This is a genomic window from Gordonia polyisoprenivorans NBRC 16320 = JCM 10675 (assembly GCF_000241325.1).
Lineage (GTDB): Bacteria > Actinomycetota > Actinomycetes > Mycobacteriales > Mycobacteriaceae > Gordonia > Gordonia polyisoprenivorans.
In genome coordinates, this window is record NZ_BAEI01000064.1 from 67,360 (window position 1) to 88,983 (window position 21,624).

The window sequence follows — 21,624 nt, forward strand, 5'->3', positions numbered from 1 at the left end:
TCAGGTGAGCTCGCCGAAGAAAGCTTCGACCTCGGGCTGGTTCATGTCGGCAAAGCGGCATTCAACGATCTTGTCGCCGACGACCCGATAGTGACCGACGCGTTCGGTCGTCACCGACGCCTCGCCACGCGACCACTTCTCGTGGACGAGCAGCAGGATGCCGTCGTCGCCGACAAGCAGGGTGTCGCTACTGACGACATCCCAGGTGTCGGTGTACTCGGCGACCCGACCGATCCAGTTCGTCACGAAATCCTCACGGCTCTTGTACACGCCTGCGAGCGGCCCGTTGCCACCCATGGTGACGACCAGGTCGTCGGCGAAGTAGCTCACGCCGGCTTCCTGGTCGCCTCGCTCCCATGCGTCGTGATAAGCGTGGATGATTCGCTCGGTGTTCTCGACAGTCATGTGATGCTCCTTTGAGTTGTGGGTCTTTGAGACCCGATCGGACAGAGTGGAGTGAGTAGAGCGGGGCGATCTGTGGACGCCGCCGCGTCGTGGATCGAGCCCCGCTCTACTCGAGCTGGGGACGTCAGCGGTCGATGCCGCCGAGACGCAAGAACTGTTCAGGGCGTCGGATCTTCACGACGGTCGCGACTATCAGCCCGGCGACGAACGATCCGGCCAGCACCAGTAACAGAATCCAGTTGCTGCTCGATTCGCCGGCGACGAGATCGAAGTTGAAGAGTGCGAATCCCACCAAGCTGATCATTGCGATTGCCGAGATTGATGGAGCGATTGTCGTCGCCCATAGGCGCTCGCCCTTCTCGCGACCATGCCGACGGAACCAGACGACCACCGCGACGCTGACCAGCGCCATCAAGATGAAAACCCCGGCGTTGCCGAGACCGGCGAGTTGACCGTATGCCTTCGCCGGGTCGCTGTGGGCGAGGGCGAACAGCGCGACACCGGCAAAGCCCAGGGCGGAGATCGCCAGCGAGGCGCGGTAGGGCGAGCGGTGACGACCGTGCACGGCGCCGAATGCTTTCGGAAGCGCTCCGTCGGCGCTCAAGTTGAAAAGGTAACGGGTCGAAGCATTGTGAATCGACAGCAGGGACGCGAGCACTGCGGTGACGACCAGTGCGGTCGCGATGTTGCTGAACCAGACACCGATGTAGTTGTCGGCGGCGAGCCCGAACATCCCGGCGGTGTCGGAGGTCGCGACCTGCTGGGCGTCGCTACCGAAAGCCATCACCATCACCCAGACAGTGAGCGTATAGAGGATACCGATGAAGAAGACGGCGATGTAGGTAGCGCGTGGAATGGTCTTGTTGGGTTCGCGCACCTCGTCGCGGTAGAGGGCCGTGGCCTCGAAGCCGATGAATACCAGCATCGCGAACAGCAGCCCCACGGCGACATCGCCATTCGAGAAGAACTGTGGCACGTCGAATGGTGCCAGTGATAGCCCGTCCTTACCGCCCTGGCCGATCACGGCGACGTTGAAGATCATCACGATGGAGACTTCGACGAACATGACCCACATGAGGACCTTGGCCGACACCTCCACATTGAAGTAGCCGAGTGTGCTGATGATCAGCCACACCACCAGAGTTCCGGTCCACCAAGGGATGTCCGGCCCGCCGTACTTGGATACGAGGTCTGTGACGGTGAGTCCGGCGAAGCAGTACACCCCCATACCGATAACGGTGTACGACAACGTTGCCAGAAAGGCCGCCGCCAGACCCATGCGCCTGCCGAGTCCCTCGGAGATATACGCGTAGAAGGCGCCCGGACGCGGCATGTGCTTGGTCATGGCCATGTACCCGACCGAGAAGATCAGCAAGACCACGGTGACGATGACGAAGGCGACGGGCGCGGTGCTGCCTGTCGACATGATCGTGAGTGAGAAGTATCCCGCCAAGCAGGTCAGCGGAGAGGAAAACGCCAGGACGGAGAGCACCAGCTGTGTGGTGGTCATCCGACCTGACAGGCGGTCGGACGCGGTAGGAGTCGCCACGGGCAATTCCAGGTTGTGCGGAGTAGTTGACATTGCGATTGTTCACCCTTCCCAGGGGCCAGGACAGCGGACGGTACCGCCGAGGTCTATATTGAACGTTTATTAAGTGACCGTCAACACTTGATTTTGTTGAGGTGCGGTGACTCGCTCAGGCGGAGTTACATGCAGTTGTGCAGCACTTCTTGAGTCGGCGGCGGCTGCGGGATGATGTTGAACAAATCGTCAGCTGGGTTCCGATGGTTGCCGTCGTGCGCCACCCCTTTTCATGACAGGCGGACAGTAAGGCCCTCACAGTTCCGGTGGCGATCGGAGTTGATCCAGATCGGTTCGCCGATGACCTCGACGCGGTGGAATCGATCGGTGACCACGTCGAGAACGGCGCGCGCGATCGCGCGTCCGAGTGCTTGTCCGGCGCAGTTGTGGGTCCCGACACCGAAGGCGATCGCCATGCTGGCTTCCTTCGGTCGCTGGTAATCGAACACGTCAGGGTTGGGAAACACCGCAGGATCACGAAGTGCGGCACCGAGGATGAACCGCACCTGGGTCCCCGCGTCGATCTGCACATCATGAATGTGGAATGGTTCGGTGGCGAATCGGTCCAATGCGACCTCCGGCAGCGATCGCCGGATGATCTCGTTGATGATCGGGTCTCGTGTTGCCTCGTCGTTCTTGTATGCGGCGAAGACGTGCGGGTTGGCCGCGAGATCAGCCAGTGCACTGGCCATGACCTGGCCCGGGTTGTGTGCCGCGGATCCCCAGAGAATCTGGATGGACTCCTTGAGTTCTCGTTCGGTCAGGCGCCCCTCATCGGCCGCCTTGATCATTTCCTCGAGCAGCATGCCATCCCCGGGATGTCGTCGCTTTTCTTCTATGAGGCGGTCGGCCTCGAACATCATGTAGCCGAATCCTTCATGGGCGCGCGTGATCTGATCGGCGGTTGGACTCCATCCCATGGCGTCCATGGTCAGGTTGGTTGCGTGGATGAGAGGGAATCCACCCGCTGGTTCGACGCCGAGTGCGTGGGCCATCGCGTCCTGGGCAGGTTGGACGCCGAGGTCGAGGTGTCCGTTGATGATTCCGTCGGGCCCGAGTGCGTCCAATGCCCGGCTCGCCGACTGAGCCGCAGTCTGTGCCCACTTCTGTACGGCCTTGGGCGTCAGCCACCCTGCGAAGGTTCGGCGAATTCGCTTGTGGCGCTCTCCCTCGGTGAGGAGTACCGAATTCTGGTTCGCCGCCCAGGGGCTATCTCCGATCCCGTCAGGGGATACCGACACCAGAGAAGGGTGCTTGGCGAACTTCACGACGTCGGCGTACCTGCTGACGATCACGCTGCCATCGTCGGTGATCAGGATCGGGTGCTCGGCGAGCAGGCGGTCGAACCACGGCCACGGCGCGCGGCAGAACTCCGGATCATCGAACGGCAGGTACTCGACGATGGAGGGGCGGTCGGACAGTGTGTCAGTGGTTGTCATGGTCGTGGTCCTTCGGGCTGGGGAGTGGGGGTGGCGGGATCGAAACGTTCAGAGAGCGGGGATGATCGACTTGGTCCACTCGACCGCTATGTCGGTGAACGAGTCGCCGCTGACGGCGTCGTGACGTCCGATCTCGCCGATGCGGGAGGCGCCGAGATCGGACAGACAGCCCGCAAGGATGCTGATCGCGTTGTTGTAGGTGTCGTAAGAGCTGTCGCCCAACCCAAATGCCGCAAACCGTAGGTGCGACAGGTCGGGATTCTCGTCGAGCAGGGCTTGACGAAACGGCGCCGTCGTCTCGGGGAGCTCGCCTTCTCCGTAGGTCGAGGTGATGACGATGATCGTGTTGGCGTGGACGAGATCGGTGACTGCGAAATTCTCCATCGCGACCACCTCGGCCTTCACGCCCGCTTCGTTGAGAGTGTCGGAGATGTCGTCCGCGACGAGTTCGGCGTTGCCGGACTCCGTTCCGAACAAGACGTTGATGGCAGACATTTAGAACTGTGCTCCCTCGGGGGTAGTTGACGCGGTGATCGCGCGCCTGATGGATTCGGCAGGGCCTGCGACGGTGACCATATGGTCGACTTCGGTGATCTTGCGACGACACCGGCTGTCGTCGGCGCGATCGCGCTCGGCTTCGTTGATGCAAAGCCAGCCGGAGAAATCTACTGCAGCGCTCGGCAATTTGGATGCCACGGCCGCCAGTCCGCCCTTATGGATATCTGATGGCGTCCTGTTGCGCAAGTCGGAAACAATCGAATTGACCACTGCGAGAGAATGTTTGCGATTCTCGGCGATGTTTCCGCGTCCTCCGCGGTCGAGCCAGCCAACCCGGTACAGGCGAGTTCCGTTCCACGCCTGGTCATCTGACGATGTGTCTTCGGGGCAGAATCCGACAGCTGTCACGACTGTGTCGACCGCGATGGGCGTCGTCCCTGTGTTGTTCCCGCCGCGCGTGACATCGAGAATGGTCTTGTCTCCCTCGGTGCGGATGGCGGTGGGCACAGCGCGGAAATGGAAGTGAACCCGGCTGGTCGGTGACCCATCGGTCACGTGGCGATCGGCGCCGTGCGCCGATGAGCGCAGCAATTGTGCGGTAGCACCGGTGTCGGTGTCCTCGAGACCGTGAACCGAGATTGTCACGGTGTCCAGTGCGCAGATCTCTCGCACCATCGCGAGATCGAACTTGGCATCGGCGGCCGACGATCGCCCAACGACGTGGACGTCGCCGGCCGGAGAGGGCCGCAAGACTTCGAGGGCCTCATCGTGGATGTCCGATCCGACGAGTTGGTCGGTTGTTTTCGTCAGCAACCGGACGACGTCGATGCCCACGTTGCCGTGGCCGACGACTGCCACGCTGCGCCCCAGGTTTGATCGGAGGGCATCCGTGGCGGGCAAATATCGGCCCGGGTACGCATTGAGCAGACGCAACAACGCGCCGGCTCCCACGACTCGTGCCTGGTCGGCACAGGGAATGGCGAGTGAGCGGTCTGCTGTGAGTCCGGTCGCCAGTACGACCACGTCGAAAGCTCTCGCCATCGTTGCGTGGTCGATGTCGTCACCGACGCGTGTGTTACCCACGAACGTAATGCCGCTGCGCTCGAACATGCGGTCGAACTGCCGCGTGACCGCCTTGGTCCCCTGGTGATCTGCGGCCACGCCGTAGCGGACGAGACCGTAGGGGACCGGCAACGCCTCGAAGATCGTGATCTCGGCATCGGGCATTTCCTTGCGTAGGAACTGGGCGGTGTAGCACCCGGATGGCCCGCTCCCGATCACAGCGATCTTCGGTGCGAGGGCGGGACTCGATTCCGCGGTCATCGCATCTCCTTGGGTGTGGTGTCGACATGGACTGCTGCGATTCGCATGAACGCGAGACGTCATCAGCGGGTGAGGTGGATGAAACATGTACGAAATAAAACGTGATGTGTACCTCACTTGCGAACGAATGTTAGCTTTAGTTGGTGCTACGCGCTACCCCTGGTCTCACATCGGATCGAGTTCGACCTGCTCGTGTGGGTCACCCGGCGTCACGGCGTCTGGAGGCTGGGATCGGGTGGCTTGCAAGCGGCGCTAAAGCTGCTCTATCTGGTGAAAAGCAATTTCCTTGGCGACTGGACCGCGCCTGTGGATGTCGAGGGCCACGCCGCCTCGGGCTGACTCGATGTCGATGGTCGGCACTTGACAAGGGGCCTTAACGCACGTTAAATGACGTTCAGGTGAATCGAACGTGACCCAGCACACGTTCACAGCGCAACTGGTCGCTCGCCGCCACAGGATGCACCCCACCACCTCGTATGACGCCGATAGGCGACCACCAATCAGTCACAGACCTCAGGAGTATTCGATGGGTTTCAAGGTCTCCGCCGACACGGGCGGAACGTTCATCGATGTCGTAGTTCAGGACGCAGGTTCCGAGCAGGTGATCGGCAAGTCGCTGACCACGCACGATCGCGTCTTCACCGGTTTGGCCCGCGCACTCGACGCGGCAGCGTCCAACCTCGGGTTGACAGCAGCGCAGGTGCTCGACGACACCGACTTGTTCATCTACGGCACCACGCGTGCGACGAACGCGATCATCACGCGGAATGTCGCAAGGACCGCATTGCTCACCACGGAGGGGTTCGAAGATGTGTTGCTGCTGAAGGAGGGCGGTAAGCAGGACGGATACGATTTCACCAGGCAGTACCCCGAGCCCTACATACCGCGAAGCCGCACCTTTGGTGTGCGGGAGCGGGTCAATTCCGAGGGTGAGGTTGTCGTCGACTTGGACGAGGACCAGCTGGCCGGGGTCTTGACCCGGATCCGTGACGGCGGATTCGAAGCCGTTGCGGTCTCGCTGCTGTGGTCGATCGTCAATCCTGAGCACGAGCTTCTCGTGGAGAAGAAGATCGCAGAGATCAGTCCCGAATTGCCCGTGACGCTCTCTCACCAGATCGCACCGATCATCCGTGAATATCGGCGTACGTCGGCCGCAGCCATCGATGCTTCTCTGAAACCGTTGATGCAGAAGCACTTTCGTGAGCTCGAGCAGGATATCCGTGACTTCGGATACGCCGGCACCATCTTGGTCTCCACGAGTATGGGCGGCGTCATGAACATCGACGAGGTCATCGCATCGCCCATTCACACCGCGCGAAGCGGGCCATCCATGGCTCCCCTTGCAGGCCTCAACTACTCGCAGCTCGAAGGGCTCGGCGGCGACATGGTGGTGTGCGACACCGGTGGCACGACCTTCGATGTCGGCATCTCTCGCGATGGATCGGTCGTGCACTCCCGAGACACGTGGCTCGGGCCGGAGTGGGAGGGTGACCTCCTCGGAATCTCATCGGTCGACATCCGTTCGATCGGCGCCGGTGGTGGCTCGATCGCCTGGATGGACGAAGGCGGTCTGCTGCGCGTCGGCCCCCAGTCGGCGGGTTCCGAGCCCGGACCGGCGTGTTACGGCAACGGGGGAACCCTGCCAACCTTGTCCGACGCCGCCTGCGTCCTCGGCTATTTCGACCCGGACTACTTTCTCGGCGGCCGAATGACGCTCGATGTGGACGCTGCGACCGCAGCGATCGGAACGCTCGCCGAACAACTGGGAATGAGCACACAGCACACGGCATGGGGAATCCTGTCGCTCGCCAGCGAGGCCATGGTGAAGGCAGTCCACGAGATCACCATCGCCCAGGGGCTCAACCCACAGGACAGCACGCTGGTCGCCGGCGGTGGTGCGGCCGGCATCAACATCATGATGATTGCCGCCGAGCTCAATTCACAACGCATCGTCCTCCCGAAGGTGGCCTCGGCGCTGTCGGCATCAGGCATGCACTTTGCCGACATCGTGAAAGAGGAGTCCACGGCGCTCATCTCCACCTCGGACGACTTCGCCGCGGCAGCCGTCAACAAAGTCCTCGACGCCCTGGAATTCAAACTCGACGAGTTCGCGAAACAGTTCGGCGGCGAACATCCGGACTACAGCGTGTCCTTCGGCGTCGAGGCCCGATACAAGTCGCAGGTCTGGACCATCGACCTCGACTTGCCGTCGCCGCGCATCCTCACCGACGACGATCACAAGCAGCTGTTCGAGGCATTCCACGACCTCCACGAACGCATCTTCGCCGTTCGCGATCCCGGTAGCGCCATCGAATTCCTCAACTGGTCGGGCCGTGTCACGGTGAACCTCCCACGAGTGAAGCTCGATTACCCACGGGCTGTGAAGCGTGCAGCTGCGACTGGGGCCTCCCGACCTTGCTACTTCGGCACACTCGGCGACGTCGATACTCCGGTCTACAAGCCCGCAGACCTGGAGCCGGGAACCATGGTCAGTGGTCCGGCGATCATCGAGGAACCCACGACGACCTTGGTTGTGTTCCCCGGAATGTCTGCGCGAGTGGCAGATTCGGGCAACTACCTGCTCCACATCGGAAACGAGGAATGAGATGACTGACAGCCGGTTCGACGGTGTGCGTACGGCGATCATCGCCAACAAGGTGGACGGCATCGTCCGCGAGATGACCAACACGCTTCTCAGGTCCGCACGGTCCGCGGTCATCAACAGCGCAAGGGACTTCTCCTGCGCGATCCTGACTGCGGACGACGAATTGCTTGCCGCGGCAGAAGCAGTGCCAGTGCACGTCTTCGGGGCGCAACTGCAGGCCGCAGCGTTACGCGACGCCCATCCCGAGATGCGTGAAGGTGATGCTTACCTGGACAACAATCCGTACGTGGGCAACTCCCATGCTGCCGACCACACCATTCTGGTCCCCGTTTTCGTTGACGGGCACCATCTGTTCACCGCCATCGCGAAAGCACATCAAGCCGATGTCGGCAACTCCGTGCCCACGACCTACCACGCATCGGCCAGGGACGTATACGAGGAAGGTGCGGTGATCTTCCCGACGGTCAAGGTGCAGTCGGATTATGAGGACATCGACGACATCATTCGTATCTGTCGTACCCGGATTCGCGTGCCCTCTCAGTGGTATGGCGACTATCTCGCTTCCATCGGTGCGGCGCGTGTGGCCGAGCGGCGTCTGAAGGAACTCGTTACCAAGTACGGCATCGACACGATTCGCAGTTTCACCCGCGATTGGCTGGACTACAGCGAGAAGGTCATGGCCAAGGCTGTTGCCGACCTTCCGGCCGCAACATTGTCCAACGCCGGCCGCCACGATCCGTTTGACCCGTATCTCCCTGAGGGACTGGACTTCCGGGTCACTGTCGAAATCAAGCCGCAGGACGGGTGCATCGAGGTCGATCTGACAGACAATGGGCCCAACGTGGACTGCGGTCTCAATCTCACCGAGGCCACTACCCGCGCCGCCGTGTTCGCCGGCATCTTCAACGCGATCCCGGTGTCGGTACCGAAGAACAGCGGCGCTTTTCGCCGAGTGTCGATCGAGATGAACGAGGGGTCGGCGGTGGGTAAACCGCGGTTCCCGCACAGCTGCTCGGTTGCGACAACCAACGTGACCGATCGCCTGATCAATTGCGTCGGTTCGGCATTCGCTCAGCTCGGCGATCCCTACGGAGTGGCCGAGGGTGCGGTCGGTGTCGGTGCGGGATACGCCGTGCTGTCCGGTCACGACCGTCGATCTGACGAAGAGTTCGTGAACCAGTTGTGCATCACCGCCAACGGGGGACCCGGCAGCGCCTACGCCGATGGATGGGTGACCTACGGCGTGCCATGCACCAGTGGGCTCATGTACCGCGACTCCGTCGAGATCGACGAGATCAAGATGCCGATCCTTTACAAGCATCTCCGGATGGTGCCTGACACCGGTGGCGCTGGGCAATTCCGTGGCGGACCATCCTTCGAGTTCGCGTACACACCCAAGTCCGATCCGATCTCATTGATCTATCCGTGCGACGGGCAGATCACACCATCGAAGGGCGTCAGCGGTGGACACGATGGGTCTTTGGCTGCGGCGTGGCTGGAGAAAGCCGATGGCACGCGCGAAAAGCTACCGAACGCCGTCTCGCTGACCTTGAAACCCGGTGAGTGGATTCATGGTCTCGATGCGTCCGGCGGCGGTTACGGAGATCCCTACACGCGCGACCCAAAGCTGGTTCTACACGACGTGATCGAGGGTTGGGAGTCGGCTGAGCACGCCACCGCCACCTACGGCGTGGAGTTCGTCGACAGCGCTGACGGACTTCGGGTCGACGAAGAGGCAACAGCGCGCCGGCGTGGATGAGCGACCTGAGACCGACCATTTCAAGATTCAAAGAAAGTAGCCAAATCATGACCACACCAACAGTTGTCGTACTCGGCGCAGCTGGCGCGCAGGCCTCTGGACTTCTCCGCGGCTTCGCGCGTACCGACACCGAACTCAAGCTCGTCCTCTGCGATCGCGCGCCGGCCACGGGGCTCCCCGACAGCGTGGGCGACCATGTGGTCGAACACCGGGCGTTCGACTTGCTGGGCGAACCCGAGAAGCTGAGCCAGGTCCTGGCCGCTGCCGATCTGGTCATCAATCTCACCGGGCCTTACTACACGCTCGGTCCGATCGTCCTCGATGCGGCGATCGCTGCAGGCACGAACTATCTCGACATCTGCGATGATGCCGACGCCACCGAACTGCTCCTCGCACGTGACGACGCGGCGAAAGTGGCTGGGGTGACAGCACTCATCGGTATGGGCTCAGCACCGGGCACGACCAACGTGCTCGTCAAACTCGCGCTCGATGCTCTCCCCGACGGTGAGGCCTCGGCATCGATCACCTGGTGCGTTGACGCTGCCGACATGGTCGGTGCGGTCGTACCTCATTTCGCCCACTCGTTCGCGACGGCGATCCCCGAACTCGGAGGGACACCGTCGTGGGACGGCCTCGCTCCGGAGCGCGTCAGCTTCCCGGATCCCATCGGGGAGCAACTCGTGGTGACACTGAGCCATCCCGAGGTGCTGACACTGCCTCGCTTCACCCGCGTCACCGACGCTCACAACAAGGGTGGCCTCATCCCCGAGGATTTCACTCATCTCGGTTGGGTTGCTTCACGTTTGCCGGAGAGTGAAAGCCGGACCGCAGCAATGCACACGATTTTCGAGGCCGCTCGAGCCTCCCACTCCGAACGGGAACCCGTCGGGTCCGGTCTGATCGTGGACGTCCGCGTCGGTGCCGACGGGATCTGCTTCCGGTCGGGCGGCGCGATGAGCCAGGACGACGCCACCGGAACCCCCGCCGCCGCCGGGGCGATCGCCTTCCTCCGGGACCAGGTTCCCGGTCCCGGTGTCGTTTCCGCGGAGGTGCTCGTGCCTGCCGAGTTCTTCGCGGCCCTGCGTGTGGTCTCCGCCGGTGGTGGCGGCATGACCGCATATCGAACCGTCAACGGAGAGATCGTCGAACACGTTCGTATCCGTGACCTCATCTCGCCCCCGGTGGCGGTCGGCTGACCGGCCACTGTCGTCCGAGCGAGACAACCCGGTGCCGCGCGACCGCGCGTGCACTCTAAGAAAGGAATTGCCGACATGGCAAACGTTGATTGGGAGCGCGTCAGCAAGGGCGTGGCTCGAGAGCAAGAGAAGATGATCTGGCGCCCCTATGGGATCCCGACCGTCCTCGACCTGGAGAAGTCGGCGTTTCACGACGCTCCCATCTCCACCCCCTGGGACATTCCAGAGAAGCTGGTGGTCTCGGTGGCCATCACCGGCGCCTTCTTTCGCAAGGACCAGAACCCCAACCAGCCCATCACCCCCGGCGAGATCTTGGAGTCGGCCCGAGAGGTGACCAAAGCCGGTGCCAGCACCGTCCACATCCACGTCCGCGACGACGAGGGCTACAACGTGTTGTCGCCGGAGCGTTTTCGGGAGGTCATCAGCCCGCTGCGCGAAGAATTTCCCTCGCTCGTCGTCGATGGCTGCCTCGTGCCCGCGCTCGGTGGTGAGTGGGAGCTGATGAAGAATGTCCTCGAGGGTGGTGTGCTCGATGCTGCACCGATCAACACCACGGCGACCTACATCGGCGACTCGTTGTTCGTGAAGCCGGCACCGATCATGATCGACAAGGTTCGACTCATCAACGAATCCGGCGCAAAGCCGGAGATCGCGGTCTACACAGACGCCGACGTCTCCAATGCCGACCGCTTCTTGATCAAGCCCGGACTCATCGAGACCCCGGCGGCATGGTTGATCCTCCCGGCGCTGCCGGGCTGCAGCCCGATGGAGAACCCACGACAGATGATCGACGGTCTGACCCGGACCGCGTCTGCGATCCGCGACATAGACCCGGACGCCTTCATCATGGTCTGCGCCGCGGGCCGCGCGTCCACTCACGTCGCCGCCCTGGCCGCCTTGATGGGTCTGCACATCCGGGTTGGCATGGAAGATACCTACTGGCTGTGGCCGCACCGCGAGGACAAGATCGAAAGCAATGTCCAAGCGCTGCACATGGGTCAGCTGATTTCCCAGGTTGTCGGCCGACCGGTCGCGACCCCGGAAGAGTATCGAGCGATGCTCGGTCTCCCCGAGACCAACGCACAGATCCCGGCCACCGCTGGGGTCGGCGCCTAGCCGAACGTCCCCTCCTGATGGTGCCGGGGCGTGCAAGCCCCGGCACCATCAGCTCGTCACAGAACTGGAGAAACCCCCGTGCGAGCAGTCATGATCACCGGACTCAACGGTCCTGCAGCACTACAGATCCATGATGTCGATGACCCAGTACGGGCCGCCGGCGAGGTCCTCGTCGAGGTGAAGGCAGTGGCGCCCGCATTCCCGGACCTGTTGATGTCCAAAGGCGAGTACCAGGTCAAGCCAGAACTCCCCTTCAGCCCGGGTTCGGACTTCGCCGGGGTTGTTCTCGACGGCCCCGCCGACTCCGAGTTCCGCCCAGGTGCCCGTATCGCCGGCTGCCTGAGTTACGGTGCCGCGGCGGAGAAGCTCGCAGTCACCGAGGATCGCATCTATCCGATACCCGATGAGATGTCGTTCGAGGACGCCGCTGCTCTGCCGATGAATTACCTCACCGCCCACTTCGCGCTCGTCACCCGAGGAGGACTCGTCAAGGGCGATACGGTCATGGTCCTCGGGGCATCGGGCGGGGTCGGGTCTGCCGCCATCCAGGTGGCCGCAGGTCTGGGCGCGGAGGTGATCGCGGTCGTCTCCAGCGAGGAACGTGCCGCCGTGGCACGCGAAGCAGGCGCTCATCACTCGGTCCTCCGTGAGGAGGTACCGGACAGGGTCCGCCAACTCACCGACGGCGCAGGTGTCGACATCGTCGTCGATGTGGTCGGTGGAGACATCCGAAATGCGTTGAGATGTCTCGCTCCGTTCGGCCGGGTGATGGCGGTTGGATTCGCCTCGGGAGAAATCCCGACCGTCAAGGTCAATCGCCTGCTACTGACCAACACCGACGTGCGCGGCGTCGAGTCGGACTACCTCTGGACACAGGGCACTAGCCGTCAAGCATGGGATGACCTCCTCGATCTCAGCGGCCGTGGCTTCATCACACCAGTCGTTCGCAGCGGCGGAAACCTGGACAACTACGGTGCGGCATTGGAGAACCTGTCCGCCCGCAGTGTGATCGGAAGAATCGTGCTGACGGTGTGATCCACCTCCTCGACTCACTCGGTCAACCGAGGGGGCGGGTTGCCGGCACCCCGGTCGCCCCGGCACCCCGCCCTCTTCTTCAGCCCGGATCCAGATCGGAGTTATCGTGACAACCGACGTTCATGTCGAGGTCGACGAGCAGATTCTCATCGTCACGCTCGACCGTCCGAAAGCAAACGCAATCAACGCCGCCACGAGCGTCGCCATCCATGCCGCCATCGACCGCTTACGCACGGATGACTCCCTGCGAGCAGCCGTACTCACTGCAGCCGGCGACCGGTTCTTCAGTGCTGGTTGGGATCTGAAATCCGCCGACGATGGCGAAGCTCACGACGCGGACCACGGACCGGGCGGATTCGCCGGTATCACCGAGCTCTTCGGCATCGGCAAGCCGATAGTGGCCGCCGTCAACGGTTCGGCGTACGGGGGAGGCGTCGAGATGATGCTCGCCGCAGATCTCGCCGTCGCGTCGGAAGATGCCGTATTCGCCTTTCCCGAAGCACGTTTGGGTATTCTCCCCGATGCGGGTGGCGTGATCAGACTGTCACGGCTGCTTCCACGCCCCCTTGCGCTCGAGCTCCTCCTCACCGGCCGACGATTCACCTCCGCAGAAGCACGGACGTGGGGCATCGTGAACCGGGTGGTACCGGTCGGAGAGGTTCGCCAGGTTGCCATCGATCTCGCCAAATCCCTTTGTGGCGCAGCACCACTCGCGGTAGCCGCCATTCTCGACATCGTCGAGCACACCGCGGGGACCGAATTGAGCGACGCCTTCGGTGTATCGCGTGCCCTGCCGAGGGTGAGAGCGGTGGCACGCTCCGCCGACGCCGTCGAAGGTGCGGCGGCATATGCGGCCAAGCGCTCCCCCCGTTGGCAAGGGCGGTAACCAACCGTGGACGGCACCGAGCAGCACTCACGACACTCGCCACACAGACCTCCAGGGACTGACATGAACCACAAACACCATGACGACCGACCGCGTCCGTTCACCACGCTTCCAGAAGCGTTGCAGCACTGGTCCGTCGAGACTCCCGATGCCTTGGCCCTCACAGCAGGCGGCACAGAGCTGACCTACGCCGACCTTTACGACCATGTCGCTCGGTGCGTCGGTTGGTTGACCGACCGCGGTGTGGTCCGGGGTGATCGGGTGGTGATCGTCGGTTTCAACCGCATCGAGTGGGTGGTCCACTATCTGGCCACCCTTTCGATGGGTGCGGTCATCGCTCCGGCCAACAATCGCCTCAACCCGTCACAGTTCGCCGACCAGGTGGCGCTTCTCGATGCCTCGTTGGTGCTCACCGATGAACTGCATCGTGATATAGCTTCCGAGGTGCAATCGGCCAAGGTCAGGCCAATGGATCAGACCTACCTGAACAACGACGCAGGTAGCTTTCCGGCGCTGGATGCAGATGCGCTCGCACTAATCAGCTTCACTTCCGGCACAACGGGAAAGCCCAAGGGCGCCATGCTGACCCAGAGTGCACTCGCACAGGCTTCCTGGCCTTTCGCCCAAGTGATGGGCACCGGTGGCGGCGACTCGACGTTGGTCGTGGTGCCGATGTTCCACAACACGGGATTCGTGGATCAGTTCGGTCACATGTTGTTGCTCGGCGGCCGAACCGATCTCCTGCACAAGTTCCGGACCAAGGATGCCGTCGCGGCACTGACCGAGCGCCCGGTCACCTACCTTGCGGCAGTGCCGAGCATCCACCGATTGATCATGCTGGCCGATGGCGCCGACGAGGCCTTGTCGTCTGTTCGGACGCTCCTATATGGCGGTTCACCAATGCCCGCACCGTGGATCGACGAACTACTCGCGAAGTGGCCGCGCATGAAACTCTTCCATGGCTACGGCATGACCGAATATGGTTCTGCGGTCTCGTTCCTGCCGTCCGAATTCGCCACGGAGCGTGGTGAATCAGTCGGGTTCGCTGTCCCAGGTACCTCGATCAGAATCGTGGATGACACGGGTTCGGACGTCACGGAAGGCGAGACCGGTGAGATGTGGGTGCGTGGACCCACGCGCATGCAGGGTTACTGGCGGCAACCCGATCTGTCCGCGGACAAGATCCGCGAGGGCTGGCTCCGCACGGGTGACCTCGCGCGCTGCGACGCGGGCTTCTATTACATCGAAGGCCGAGTGGATGACGTCATCAACAGGGGCGGCGAGAAGATCCTGCCGGCGCACGTCGAGAGCATGCTTTCCGAACTCGAGCCCGTCGCAGACAGTTGTGTGTTCGGCGTTCCGGACTCAGTACTCCAAAACCGGGTGTGGGCTGCTGTGGAAGAGCGGCAAGGGCATGTGCTCGACGAAGCCGCCGCTCGCAAGGCGCTACTGTCGAAGCTCCCCGACTACGCAGTCCCCGAGCGAATCTGTGTCCTCCAGTCACTTTCTCGTGGTGCGAGTGGGAAGGTCGACCGCCGGGCGACGGCGCGCCACTTCGCGGAATTGATCGAGAAGGGCGAGTTGTCTGTTCGGAGATGACTTCTCGTCGGCGGATTTACGACAGTATCGACGGAGGACTCTCGAGTTCAGCCGCGAGCTACGGACTCCTCGGGTGGCGCGGTGCGGTGGAGTCCGGCCGCACCCACCATCCGACGGACGAGGCCCTCGTATCGATTCGCGACTGCAGGGATCGATAGCTCACCGCCGTGCTTGTACCAGGACGTGACATATTCACACAGGGTGATGATGGCGAACGCCGTCGTCTTCACATCGTCGACCCGAAAAAGTTCGGCCTCGACCCCGGATCGAAGAATTGAGCGGACCTCCTCGACATACTGGAGTTCCATCTTGAAGATCGGATCGAGGCGTTCCTTCGGAATCTCGGAGCTCAGACTCCGGAGTCCGACCGTCATATCAAAGGCCAGCGCCACATCGGCCTGTTGTAATTGCCAAGTGACATGTGCGCGGACGAGTTGACTCAATCGGAAAACCGGATCGTCGTCGGTCAGCGATTGGCCGACATACTCGACGAAATCGCGCATAGCCTGCTCGATGACCGAAACGTAGAGTTCCTCTTTCGAGGGGAAGTACCAGTACAGCGCCGGCGGCGAAATCCCGAGTTCGTCGGCAACGGCCTTGACGCTCGTGCCTGCGTACCCGTTGGCCACGAACAGCTGCAGTGCGACCTGCATGACGCGTTCCCGGCCGACTGACTCTCTGGCGTTGCGGGCAGGTCTACCCCCGGACTTCGCCGGTGTCCCGCTCTTGGCAGCCATCTGGCCCTCACCCCTGTCCCAGCGCTGGCCAGCCGAGACCAGGCGCCGTATTCGTCAGCGTGGCCTGGGTATGACCCCACCCGCGCCTCGCTCTTCCTTAATGTACATAAGATGTGTACCACATAGTTCTACCAGGTAATATGAATCCACACGTGGGCACGTGTAGGTTTCGCTCGTGTGAATCGTAGAGAGATGTGTCGACCTGCGGACAAGTCGGCAGGCGGAGGGGCCGGAACCTGAGCGCCTGCGGCAGAGACGGGGAGAGGAGACAGTGGGCGTGACTGACCCCACGGTGGTGTCGATGGTGACCACGGAGAGCAACGACCCAGCAGACGACGAACAAACGCCGCGAGGCGCCGCCGCCGACAAGTTACGGCGCTACCTGGACAAGGTGGACTGGAGTGGACTGTCCTACCGTCGACGTCAGATCCTGGAGGCCTTCGTGTCGTTGGCGTGCTCGCACGGTTACCAGGCGGTATCGATGCGCGATCTCGGCGAACAAGTGGGAGTCAAGGCGCCCAGCATTTATCGCCACTTCCCGCAGGGCCGAGATGAGATCGTCACCGAGGCATTCCGTTGGCATTTCTATCGATTTGCGTCCGCCGTCCTCGATGGCGTTGAGGCGACCAACGACGTTTACGAGTATTGGAACGCCCTCGTTCGGGTTCACTTACATCGTCAATTGGAAAGTCCCGAGAACGATATGTGGGACATCCTCATGGCCAGCGATCGGATTGCTGGATTTCTGCCACCGGAAACTCGCGCAGAATATTACGAGTGGTGCGGTCTGTACGAGGACATGTATGCCGCGGCCGCGGTCGAATTGGGCTACGAGTTCGGCGAGATCGACAAGTTCGTCAAGGTGGTGGTCAAGATCCTCGACACCTCGAACGAATGGTGCCGATGGGACGGAACGAAAAAGGATCTGCAGCGGTGCACACGCCAGGCGATAACCCTGAGTCGCGCACTCCTCCACGTGGACATCGGAACTCCCTGAGGCGGCGCCGCCACGATCGCGGCGGCGCCACACCCGCGGGCGGTCGGTGTTGACCTCAGCGGAGGTCGATGGTGAGCGCGGTGTCGGTGGCGGTGATGACGTCGTCGGTGGTGATGCCGGGTGCGGTTTCGCGGAGGGTGGGGCCGTTGGGGGTGATGTCGATGACGGCGAGATTGGTGATGATGCGGTTGACGACGTGTGCTCCGGTGAGGGGCAGGGTGCAGTGGTCGAGGATTTTGGGGTGGCCGCTGCGGTCGGTGTGTTCCATGAGGACGATGACGCGGGCGGCTCCGTGGACGAGGTCCATGGCGCCGCCCATGCCTTTGACCATTTTTCCGGGGACCATCCAGTTGGCGAGGTCGCCGTCACGCGAGACTTGCATGCCGCCGAGGACGGCGGTGTCGATGTGGCCGCCGCGGATCATTCCGAAGGACTGTGCGGAGTCGAAGAAGGAGGCTCCTGGGGTGATGGTGACGGTTTCTTTGCCGGCGTTGATGAGGTTGGCGTCGACGGTGTCGTCGGTGGGGTAGCCGCCTGTGCCGAGGATGCCGTTTTCGGAGTGCAGGGTGACGTGGATTCCGGCGGGTAGGTGGTCGGGGATGAGTGTGGGTAGTCCGATGCCGAGGTTGACGTATTCGCCGTCGATCATGTCGGCGGCGGCGCGTGCGGCCATTTGTTGGCGGGTCCAGCCGGCCAGTAGCGGGGTGGTGGTCATGAGCGGTTCTCCGGGGTGGTGACGGTGCGTTTTTCGATGCGGGTGGCTTGGGGGCCGGTGTGCACGATTCGTTGGACGAACACGCCGGGGAGGTGGATGTGGTCGGGGTCGAGGTCCCCGGGGTCGACGAGTTCTTCGACTTGGGCGATGGTGATGCGGCCGGCCATGGCGGCCAGGGGGTTGAAGTTGCGGGCGGTTTTGTCGAAGACCAGGTTTCCGTTGCGATCACCGAGGCGTGCGTGGACAAGTGCGTAGTCGGTGGTGATGGCGTGTTCGAGGACGTAGCGTTTGTCGCCGAACTGTTGGGTCTGTTTGGGTGGGGAACTCACCGCGACTGTTCCGTCGGGGTGGTAGCGCCAGGGCATTCCGCCGTCGGCGACGGGCGTACCGACCCCGGCGGGGGTGAAGAACGCCGGTATTCCGGCGCCACCGGCGCGGAGGCGTTCGGCGAGGGTGCCCTGGGGGGTGAGTTCGACGTCGAGCTCACCGGCGAGGTACTGGCGGGCGAATTCCTTGTTCTCCCCGACGTAGGAGGCGGTGACTCGCCGGATACGTCTGGCGCACAGCAGGATTCCGAGGCCGTGGTCGTCGACGCCGCAGTTGTTGGAGAACACTTCCAGGTCAGTGACGTCGGTGTCGGCGAGCGCGGCGATGAGGATGTCGGGGATACCGCACAGCCCGAAACCGCCGACCGCGAGACTCGCTCGGTTGCCGATGTCGGCGACGGCCTCGGCCGCCGACATGAGTTGTGTCGCTGACATCGACATCTCCTTCCGTCCGAAGCGAGCGCTCCGGGTGGTGTGGGTGTGGTGTTCGGTGAGCTGACACCAGACCGGTGTGGTGTGAGTGTGCGTGGCCTGCGCCGACGGACGCAATGATCCCCGGATTCTGCTCGTTTCGTGAACATCGTCGGCAAAGTCGTCCATTCAGTGAACGCGTGGGAGATAGGATGGCCGGCATGACCGAGGAGCGTTCCGGGGTGGTCGGGCGGGCGGCGGCGTTGTTGCGGGTGATCGGCGCGCATGAACCCGACGGGGTGACCACGACGGTCGCGGCCCGCCACGCATCGACCGCGCGACCCACCGCGCACCGGCTGCTGTGTGCGTTGCAGACCGAAGGGTTGCTCGATCGCGACCGTGCCGGTCGGTGGACGCTCGGCCCGGAAATCTATCTACTCGGTGCCAGCGCGGCCACCCGCTACGACATCACCGCCGACTCCGCGGATCTCCTCGACGCACTCGCACGTGAGTCCGGCGAGAGCGCGTTCCTGTCTGCGCGGCGCGGTGAGGAAACCGTGTGCATCGCGAGCAGAGAGGGCAGTTTTCCGCTGCGCTCCCATGTCCTGCATGAAGGTATCCGCTTCCCGCTCGGGGTCGCTTCGGCCGGTTTGGCGATCCTCAGTCACCTGCCCGACCACGACATCGATGACTACCTGCGTCGAACAGACCTGACCGACACCTGGGGGCCGGCACACTCCGCACCGGCCCTGCGTGCACGCATCGCCGCCACCAGAAACACCGGCTACGCGGTGAACCCCGCCCTCTTGGTCGAGGGCAGCTGGGGCATCGGCGCCGCAGTCTTCGACCACACCGGCACACCCTGCTGGGCCTTGAGCGTGACCGGCGTGGAAACCAGATTCGGCGACGCCCGCCAAAAAGCCATGGGCGCACTACTCCTCAAACACGCCCACATCCTGTCGCAACGACTGAAACGCTGACGCGAGCCCGACTCACCGCAGCCGGTCGGGCTGCGACCGAGGGGGTATCCGAACCGGAGCCACCTTGTATGCATACTTGCATGCAAGGTGTAGGGTCGCCGCATGCCTGCACAGTGGTCCAACGCCGCAGACGAGGCGTACGCCTCAACTCGCGAGCGCATCATCTCCGGCGCGCTCGCCGGTGGCACACTGCTCAGCGAGGTCGAGGTCGGCGCCGACCTCGGCCTGAGCAGAACGCCGGTGCACGAGGCGTTCCTACGACTGGCCGCCGAGCAGTTCCTCACTCTCATCCCGCGCCGCGGAGCGGTGGTCAGTCCGGTCACCGCGACCGAGGCCGCCGACGTGCTCGCCATGCGTCAGGCCATCGAAACTGCCTCTGCACGGCAGGTTTTCGCAGCAGGCGGTCCGTCTGCGGAGTTTCGTGAGTTGATCGAGCGCAACCTCGCCCGGCAGGCCGGTCTCGCCGCGGACGCCGACGTCGACGGCTTCGTCGAGGCCGACGACGAGTTCCACCTCCTGGCGGTACGCGCGTCGAACAACCCGATCGCCGCGCACTTCTACGAGCTCCTGCGCGGGCGGCAACAGCGTCTGCGCAATGTGCTGCTGCGGATCGATCCGGCCACCCTCCCGGCCTCGCACGACGATCACCAACGGCTGGCGGCCTGCCTGTTCGCCGGAGAGCGGGAGGAGTACGAGCGCCTCCTCGAAGCGCATCTCGCGCGCTATCAGGGCGCGATATGAGTTCGTCGATGCCCATCCGCGCCGGCGCCACCGTGTCGCCGCGTGACCAGCGCGGTCCGGATCGTCGGCCATGGGTCCTGGTGTTCGGCGCGCTGTTCGTCTGCGCCTGGTCGGGCAACCAGTTCAGCCCGCTGCTGCTGATGTATCGCGATGTCGAGCACTACTCGTCGGCGACGGTGACCCTGTTCCTCGGGGTCTACGTCGCGGGACTGGCTCCCGCACTGATCATCGCCGGAGCGGTGTCGGATCACCTGGGCCGCCGGTTGCCGATGATCGCGGGCGTCGCCTTCGGTGTGGCGGGCAGCGTGCTGCTGGCGTTCGACGAACTCGGCCAGTTCCCGATCATCGCGGGTCGGCTGTTGGCCGGCATGTCGGTCGGGACCGCGATGTCGGTGGGCACGAGTTGGCTCAAGGAATTGTCGACGGCGCCGTTCGATCCGGCCGCCGACCGCGGCGCCGGCGCTCGTCGGGCGTCACTGGCGTTCACCCTGGGCTCGGCCTCGGGTGCGTTGATCGCCGGGTGTATCGCCCAATGGGGGCCGATTCCGCAGATCCTGCCGTTCATCCTGCACATCGCGGTGTCGGCGCCGTTCCTGGTGCTGATCGGCCGCGCACCGGAGACGGTGCGACCCCAGGCGCCGGCACCGATCTCGGCCCGGCTGCGGGTCACCTCGGCGCGTCACCGGCGCTTCGTGCGTGTCGTGATGATCTGTGGCCCCTGGCTTTTCGTCGCCTGCGGGCTCTCCTACGGCTACCAGCCGGTGCTGCTGGCCGACGCCGCGGGTGGCCTCGGGCTGGCGTACGCCACGCTGCTCAGCGTCATCGCACTCGGTGCCGGTGCTGCCATCCAACCGCTGGCGCGCCGCATCGACTCGCAGTCGAGTGCCCGCGGCCTCATCGTCGCACTGGTGATCCTCGTCGTCGGGATGGCGGTCATGCTGGTCGCGGTGACCACCGATGATCTGCTCATCGGGGTGGCCGCGAGTGTGGTGCTCGGCTGCGGCTTCGGCATCGGCCTGGTGTCGGGGTTGTTGGAGGTCCAACGGATCGCGCCCGCACACGAACTCGCCAAACTCACCGGTGTCTTCTATGCGGTCGCCTACACCGGTTTCGCGGTCCCGACCCTGTTGGCCGCGCTGACACCGCCGTTCACCACCGTCGAGTTGCTGCTCATCCTCGCCGCGCTGCTCCTCGTGTCGCTGTTGGTGGTGATCGGCGGATCACGCAAGCATCTGCCTGCCACACTGGGGTGAGCCGCGGCGAGGAGGACATCG

At 63.4% G+C, this 21,624-nt stretch carries 19 protein-coding genes; 11 read left to right on the forward strand and 8 right to left on the reverse strand.

Annotation, left to right across the window (positions count from 1 at the left end):
• From GOPIP_RS16620 to GOPIP_RS16640, 5 genes are all read right to left on the reverse strand, one after another.
• A complete protein-coding gene (locus GOPIP_RS16620; protein WP_006370900.1) occupies window positions 1-405 on the reverse strand; it encodes a nuclear transport factor 2 family protein in 405 nt (134 codons plus the stop codon).
• 124 nt (window positions 406-529) lie between these two features.
• Window positions 530-1,987 carry an APC family permease gene (locus tag GOPIP_RS16625; RefSeq protein ID WP_081482517.1) on the reverse strand — a complete coding sequence of 486 codons (1,458 nt, stop codon included), beginning with the start codon at window positions 1,985-1,987 and terminating at the stop codon, window positions 530-532.
• A 230-nt stretch (window positions 1,988-2,217) separates the two neighbouring features.
• Window positions 2,218-3,426 carry a cytochrome P450 gene (locus GOPIP_RS16630; RefSeq protein ID WP_006370902.1) on the reverse strand — a complete coding sequence of 403 codons (1,209 nt, stop codon included), beginning with the start codon at window positions 3,424-3,426 and terminating at the stop codon, window positions 2,218-2,220.
• Window positions 3,427-3,474: 48 nt separating this feature from the next.
• The gene (locus tag GOPIP_RS16635; protein WP_006370903.1) at window positions 3,475-3,921 is read right to left on the reverse strand and encodes a flavodoxin domain-containing protein; all 447 of its coding nucleotides are present in this window, start codon (window positions 3,919-3,921) and stop codon (window positions 3,475-3,477) included.
• On the reverse strand, window positions 3,922-5,334 hold the full coding sequence (locus GOPIP_RS16640) for an FAD-dependent oxidoreductase (RefSeq protein WP_081482518.1): 1,413 nt from the start codon (window positions 5,332-5,334) through the stop codon (window positions 3,922-3,924).
• A gap of 439 nt (window positions 5,335-5,773) precedes the next feature.
• Between GOPIP_RS16640 and GOPIP_RS16645 the strand changes: the two genes are divergently transcribed.
• The 7 genes from GOPIP_RS16645 to GOPIP_RS16675 all read left to right on the forward strand — a co-directional run bounded on the left by GOPIP_RS16645 (window position 5,774) and on the right by GOPIP_RS16675 (window position 15,443).
• The gene (locus GOPIP_RS16645) at window positions 5,774-7,852 is read left to right on the forward strand and encodes a hydantoinase/oxoprolinase family protein (RefSeq protein WP_006370906.1); all 2,079 of its coding nucleotides are present in this window, start codon (window positions 5,774-5,776) and stop codon (window positions 7,850-7,852) included.
• A gap of 1 nt (window position 7,853) precedes the next feature.
• Entirely contained in the window at window positions 7,854-9,611 is a 1,758-nt protein-coding gene (locus GOPIP_RS16650; protein ID WP_006370907.1) for a hydantoinase B/oxoprolinase family protein, read from the forward strand.
• 47 nt (window positions 9,612-9,658) lie between these two features.
• Window positions 9,659-10,807, forward strand: coding sequence for a saccharopine dehydrogenase NADP-binding domain-containing protein (locus tag GOPIP_RS16655; RefSeq protein WP_006370909.1), 1,149 nt, complete (start codon window positions 9,659-9,661; stop codon window positions 10,805-10,807).
• Window positions 10,808-10,882: 75 nt separating this feature from the next.
• Window positions 10,883-11,923 carry a beta-keto acid cleavage family enzyme gene (locus tag GOPIP_RS16660; RefSeq protein WP_006370910.1) on the forward strand — a complete coding sequence of 347 codons (1,041 nt, stop codon included), beginning with the start codon at window positions 10,883-10,885 and terminating at the stop codon, window positions 11,921-11,923.
• A gap of 78 nt (window positions 11,924-12,001) precedes the next feature.
• Entirely contained in the window at window positions 12,002-12,958 is a 957-nt protein-coding gene (locus GOPIP_RS16665) for an NADPH:quinone oxidoreductase family protein (RefSeq protein ID WP_035728238.1), read from the forward strand.
• Between the two features lie 106 nt (window positions 12,959-13,064).
• Window positions 13,065-13,844, forward strand: coding sequence for an enoyl-CoA hydratase-related protein (locus GOPIP_RS16670; RefSeq protein WP_006370912.1), 780 nt, complete (start codon window positions 13,065-13,067; stop codon window positions 13,842-13,844).
• A 63-nt stretch (window positions 13,845-13,907) separates the two neighbouring features.
• Window positions 13,908-15,443: a class I adenylate-forming enzyme family protein gene (locus GOPIP_RS16675; protein ID WP_006370913.1), complete on the forward strand. Its 1,536-nt coding sequence runs from the start codon at window positions 13,908-13,910 to the stop codon at window positions 15,441-15,443.
• 47 nt (window positions 15,444-15,490) lie between these two features.
• On the opposite strand, the gene GOPIP_RS16680 is transcribed toward GOPIP_RS16675, so the two are convergent.
• On the reverse strand, window positions 15,491-16,096 hold the full coding sequence (locus tag GOPIP_RS16680) for a TetR/AcrR family transcriptional regulator (RefSeq protein ID WP_035728240.1): 606 nt from the start codon (window positions 16,094-16,096) through the stop codon (window positions 15,491-15,493).
• Between the two features lie 385 nt (window positions 16,097-16,481).
• On the opposite strand from GOPIP_RS16680, the gene GOPIP_RS16685 reads away from it, so the two are divergent.
• On the forward strand, window positions 16,482-17,177 hold the full coding sequence (locus GOPIP_RS16685) for a TetR/AcrR family transcriptional regulator (protein ID WP_138944134.1): 696 nt from the start codon (window positions 16,482-16,484) through the stop codon (window positions 17,175-17,177).
• A 55-nt stretch (window positions 17,178-17,232) separates the two neighbouring features.
• Here the strand turns inward: GOPIP_RS16685 and GOPIP_RS16690 are convergent, their stop codons facing one another.
• Both GOPIP_RS16690 and GOPIP_RS16695 read right to left on the reverse strand, forming a co-directional pair.
• Window positions 17,233-17,892: a 3-oxoacid CoA-transferase subunit B gene (locus GOPIP_RS16690; protein ID WP_006370916.1), complete on the reverse strand. Its 660-nt coding sequence runs from the start codon at window positions 17,890-17,892 to the stop codon at window positions 17,233-17,235.
• Entirely contained in the window at window positions 17,889-18,653 is a 765-nt protein-coding gene (locus GOPIP_RS16695) for a CoA transferase subunit A (RefSeq protein WP_006370917.1), read from the reverse strand. The genes GOPIP_RS16690 and GOPIP_RS16695 overlap by 4 nt, the downstream gene beginning before the upstream one ends.
• Before the next feature lie 188 nt (window positions 18,654-18,841).
• Here GOPIP_RS16695 and GOPIP_RS16700 point away from each other — a divergent pair, with 188 nt between their 5' ends.
• The 3 genes from GOPIP_RS16700 to GOPIP_RS16710 all read left to right on the forward strand — a co-directional run bounded on the left by GOPIP_RS16700 (window position 18,842) and on the right by GOPIP_RS16710 (window position 21,603).
• A complete protein-coding gene (locus tag GOPIP_RS16700; RefSeq protein ID WP_035728242.1) occupies window positions 18,842-19,609 on the forward strand; it encodes an IclR family transcriptional regulator in 768 nt (255 codons plus the stop codon).
• Window positions 19,610-19,711: 102 nt separating this feature from the next.
• Window positions 19,712-20,350 (forward strand): GntR family transcriptional regulator, encoded by a 639-nt coding sequence (locus GOPIP_RS16705; RefSeq protein ID WP_006370919.1) that lies wholly within the window; start codon window positions 19,712-19,714, stop codon window positions 20,348-20,350.
• Between the two features lie 8 nt (window positions 20,351-20,358).
• Complete coding sequence (locus GOPIP_RS16710; protein ID WP_006370920.1) at window positions 20,359-21,603, forward strand: MFS transporter; 1,245 nt, start codon at window positions 20,359-20,361, stop codon at window positions 21,601-21,603.
• Window positions 21,604-21,624 lie beyond the last annotated feature (21 nt).

What these genes read in the sequence shown, in the direction of transcription:
- GOPIP_RS16620 (WP_006370900.1), bottom strand. Translation starts at nt 405, where the DNA reads ATGACTGTCGAGAACACCGAGCGAATCATCCACGCTTATCACGACGCA.
- GOPIP_RS16625 (WP_081482517.1), bottom strand. Translation starts at nt 1,987, where the DNA reads ATGTCAACTACTCCGCACAACCTGGAATTGCCCGTGGCGACTCCTACC.
- GOPIP_RS16630 (WP_006370902.1), bottom strand. Translation starts at nt 3,426, where the DNA reads ATGACAACCACTGACACACTGTCCGACCGCCCCTCCATCGTCGAGTAC.
- GOPIP_RS16635 (WP_006370903.1), bottom strand. Translation starts at nt 3,921, where the DNA reads ATGTCTGCCATCAACGTCTTGTTCGGAACGGAGTCCGGCAACGCCGAA.
- GOPIP_RS16640 (WP_081482518.1), bottom strand. Translation starts at nt 5,334, where the DNA reads ATGTTTCATCCACCTCACCCGCTGATGACGTCTCGCGTTCATGCGAAT.
- GOPIP_RS16645 (WP_006370906.1), top strand. Translation starts at nt 5,774, where the DNA reads ATGGGTTTCAAGGTCTCCGCCGACACGGGCGGAACGTTCATCGATGTC.
- GOPIP_RS16650 (WP_006370907.1), top strand. Translation starts at nt 7,854, where the DNA reads ATGACTGACAGCCGGTTCGACGGTGTGCGTACGGCGATCATCGCCAAC.
- GOPIP_RS16655 (WP_006370909.1), top strand. Translation starts at nt 9,659, where the DNA reads ATGACCACACCAACAGTTGTCGTACTCGGCGCAGCTGGCGCGCAGGCC.
- GOPIP_RS16660 (WP_006370910.1), top strand. Translation starts at nt 10,883, where the DNA reads ATGGCAAACGTTGATTGGGAGCGCGTCAGCAAGGGCGTGGCTCGAGAG.
- GOPIP_RS16675 (WP_006370913.1), top strand. Translation starts at nt 13,908, where the DNA reads ATGAACCACAAACACCATGACGACCGACCGCGTCCGTTCACCACGCTT.
- GOPIP_RS16680 (WP_035728240.1), bottom strand. Translation starts at nt 16,096, where the DNA reads ATGCAGGTCGCACTGCAGCTGTTCGTGGCCAACGGGTACGCAGGCACG.
- GOPIP_RS16685 (WP_138944134.1), top strand. Translation starts at nt 16,482, where the DNA reads ATGGTGACCACGGAGAGCAACGACCCAGCAGACGACGAACAAACGCCG.
- GOPIP_RS16690 (WP_006370916.1), bottom strand. Translation starts at nt 17,892, where the DNA reads ATGACCACCACCCCGCTACTGGCCGGCTGGACCCGCCAACAAATGGCC.
- GOPIP_RS16695 (WP_006370917.1), bottom strand. Translation starts at nt 18,653, where the DNA reads ATGTCAGCGACACAACTCATGTCGGCGGCCGAGGCCGTCGCCGACATC.
- GOPIP_RS16700 (WP_035728242.1), top strand. Translation starts at nt 18,842, where the DNA reads ATGGCCGGCATGACCGAGGAGCGTTCCGGGGTGGTCGGGCGGGCGGCG.
- GOPIP_RS16705 (WP_006370919.1), top strand. Translation starts at nt 19,712, where the DNA reads ATGCCTGCACAGTGGTCCAACGCCGCAGACGAGGCGTACGCCTCAACT.
- GOPIP_RS16710 (WP_006370920.1), top strand. Translation starts at nt 20,359, where the DNA reads ATGCCCATCCGCGCCGGCGCCACCGTGTCGCCGCGTGACCAGCGCGGT.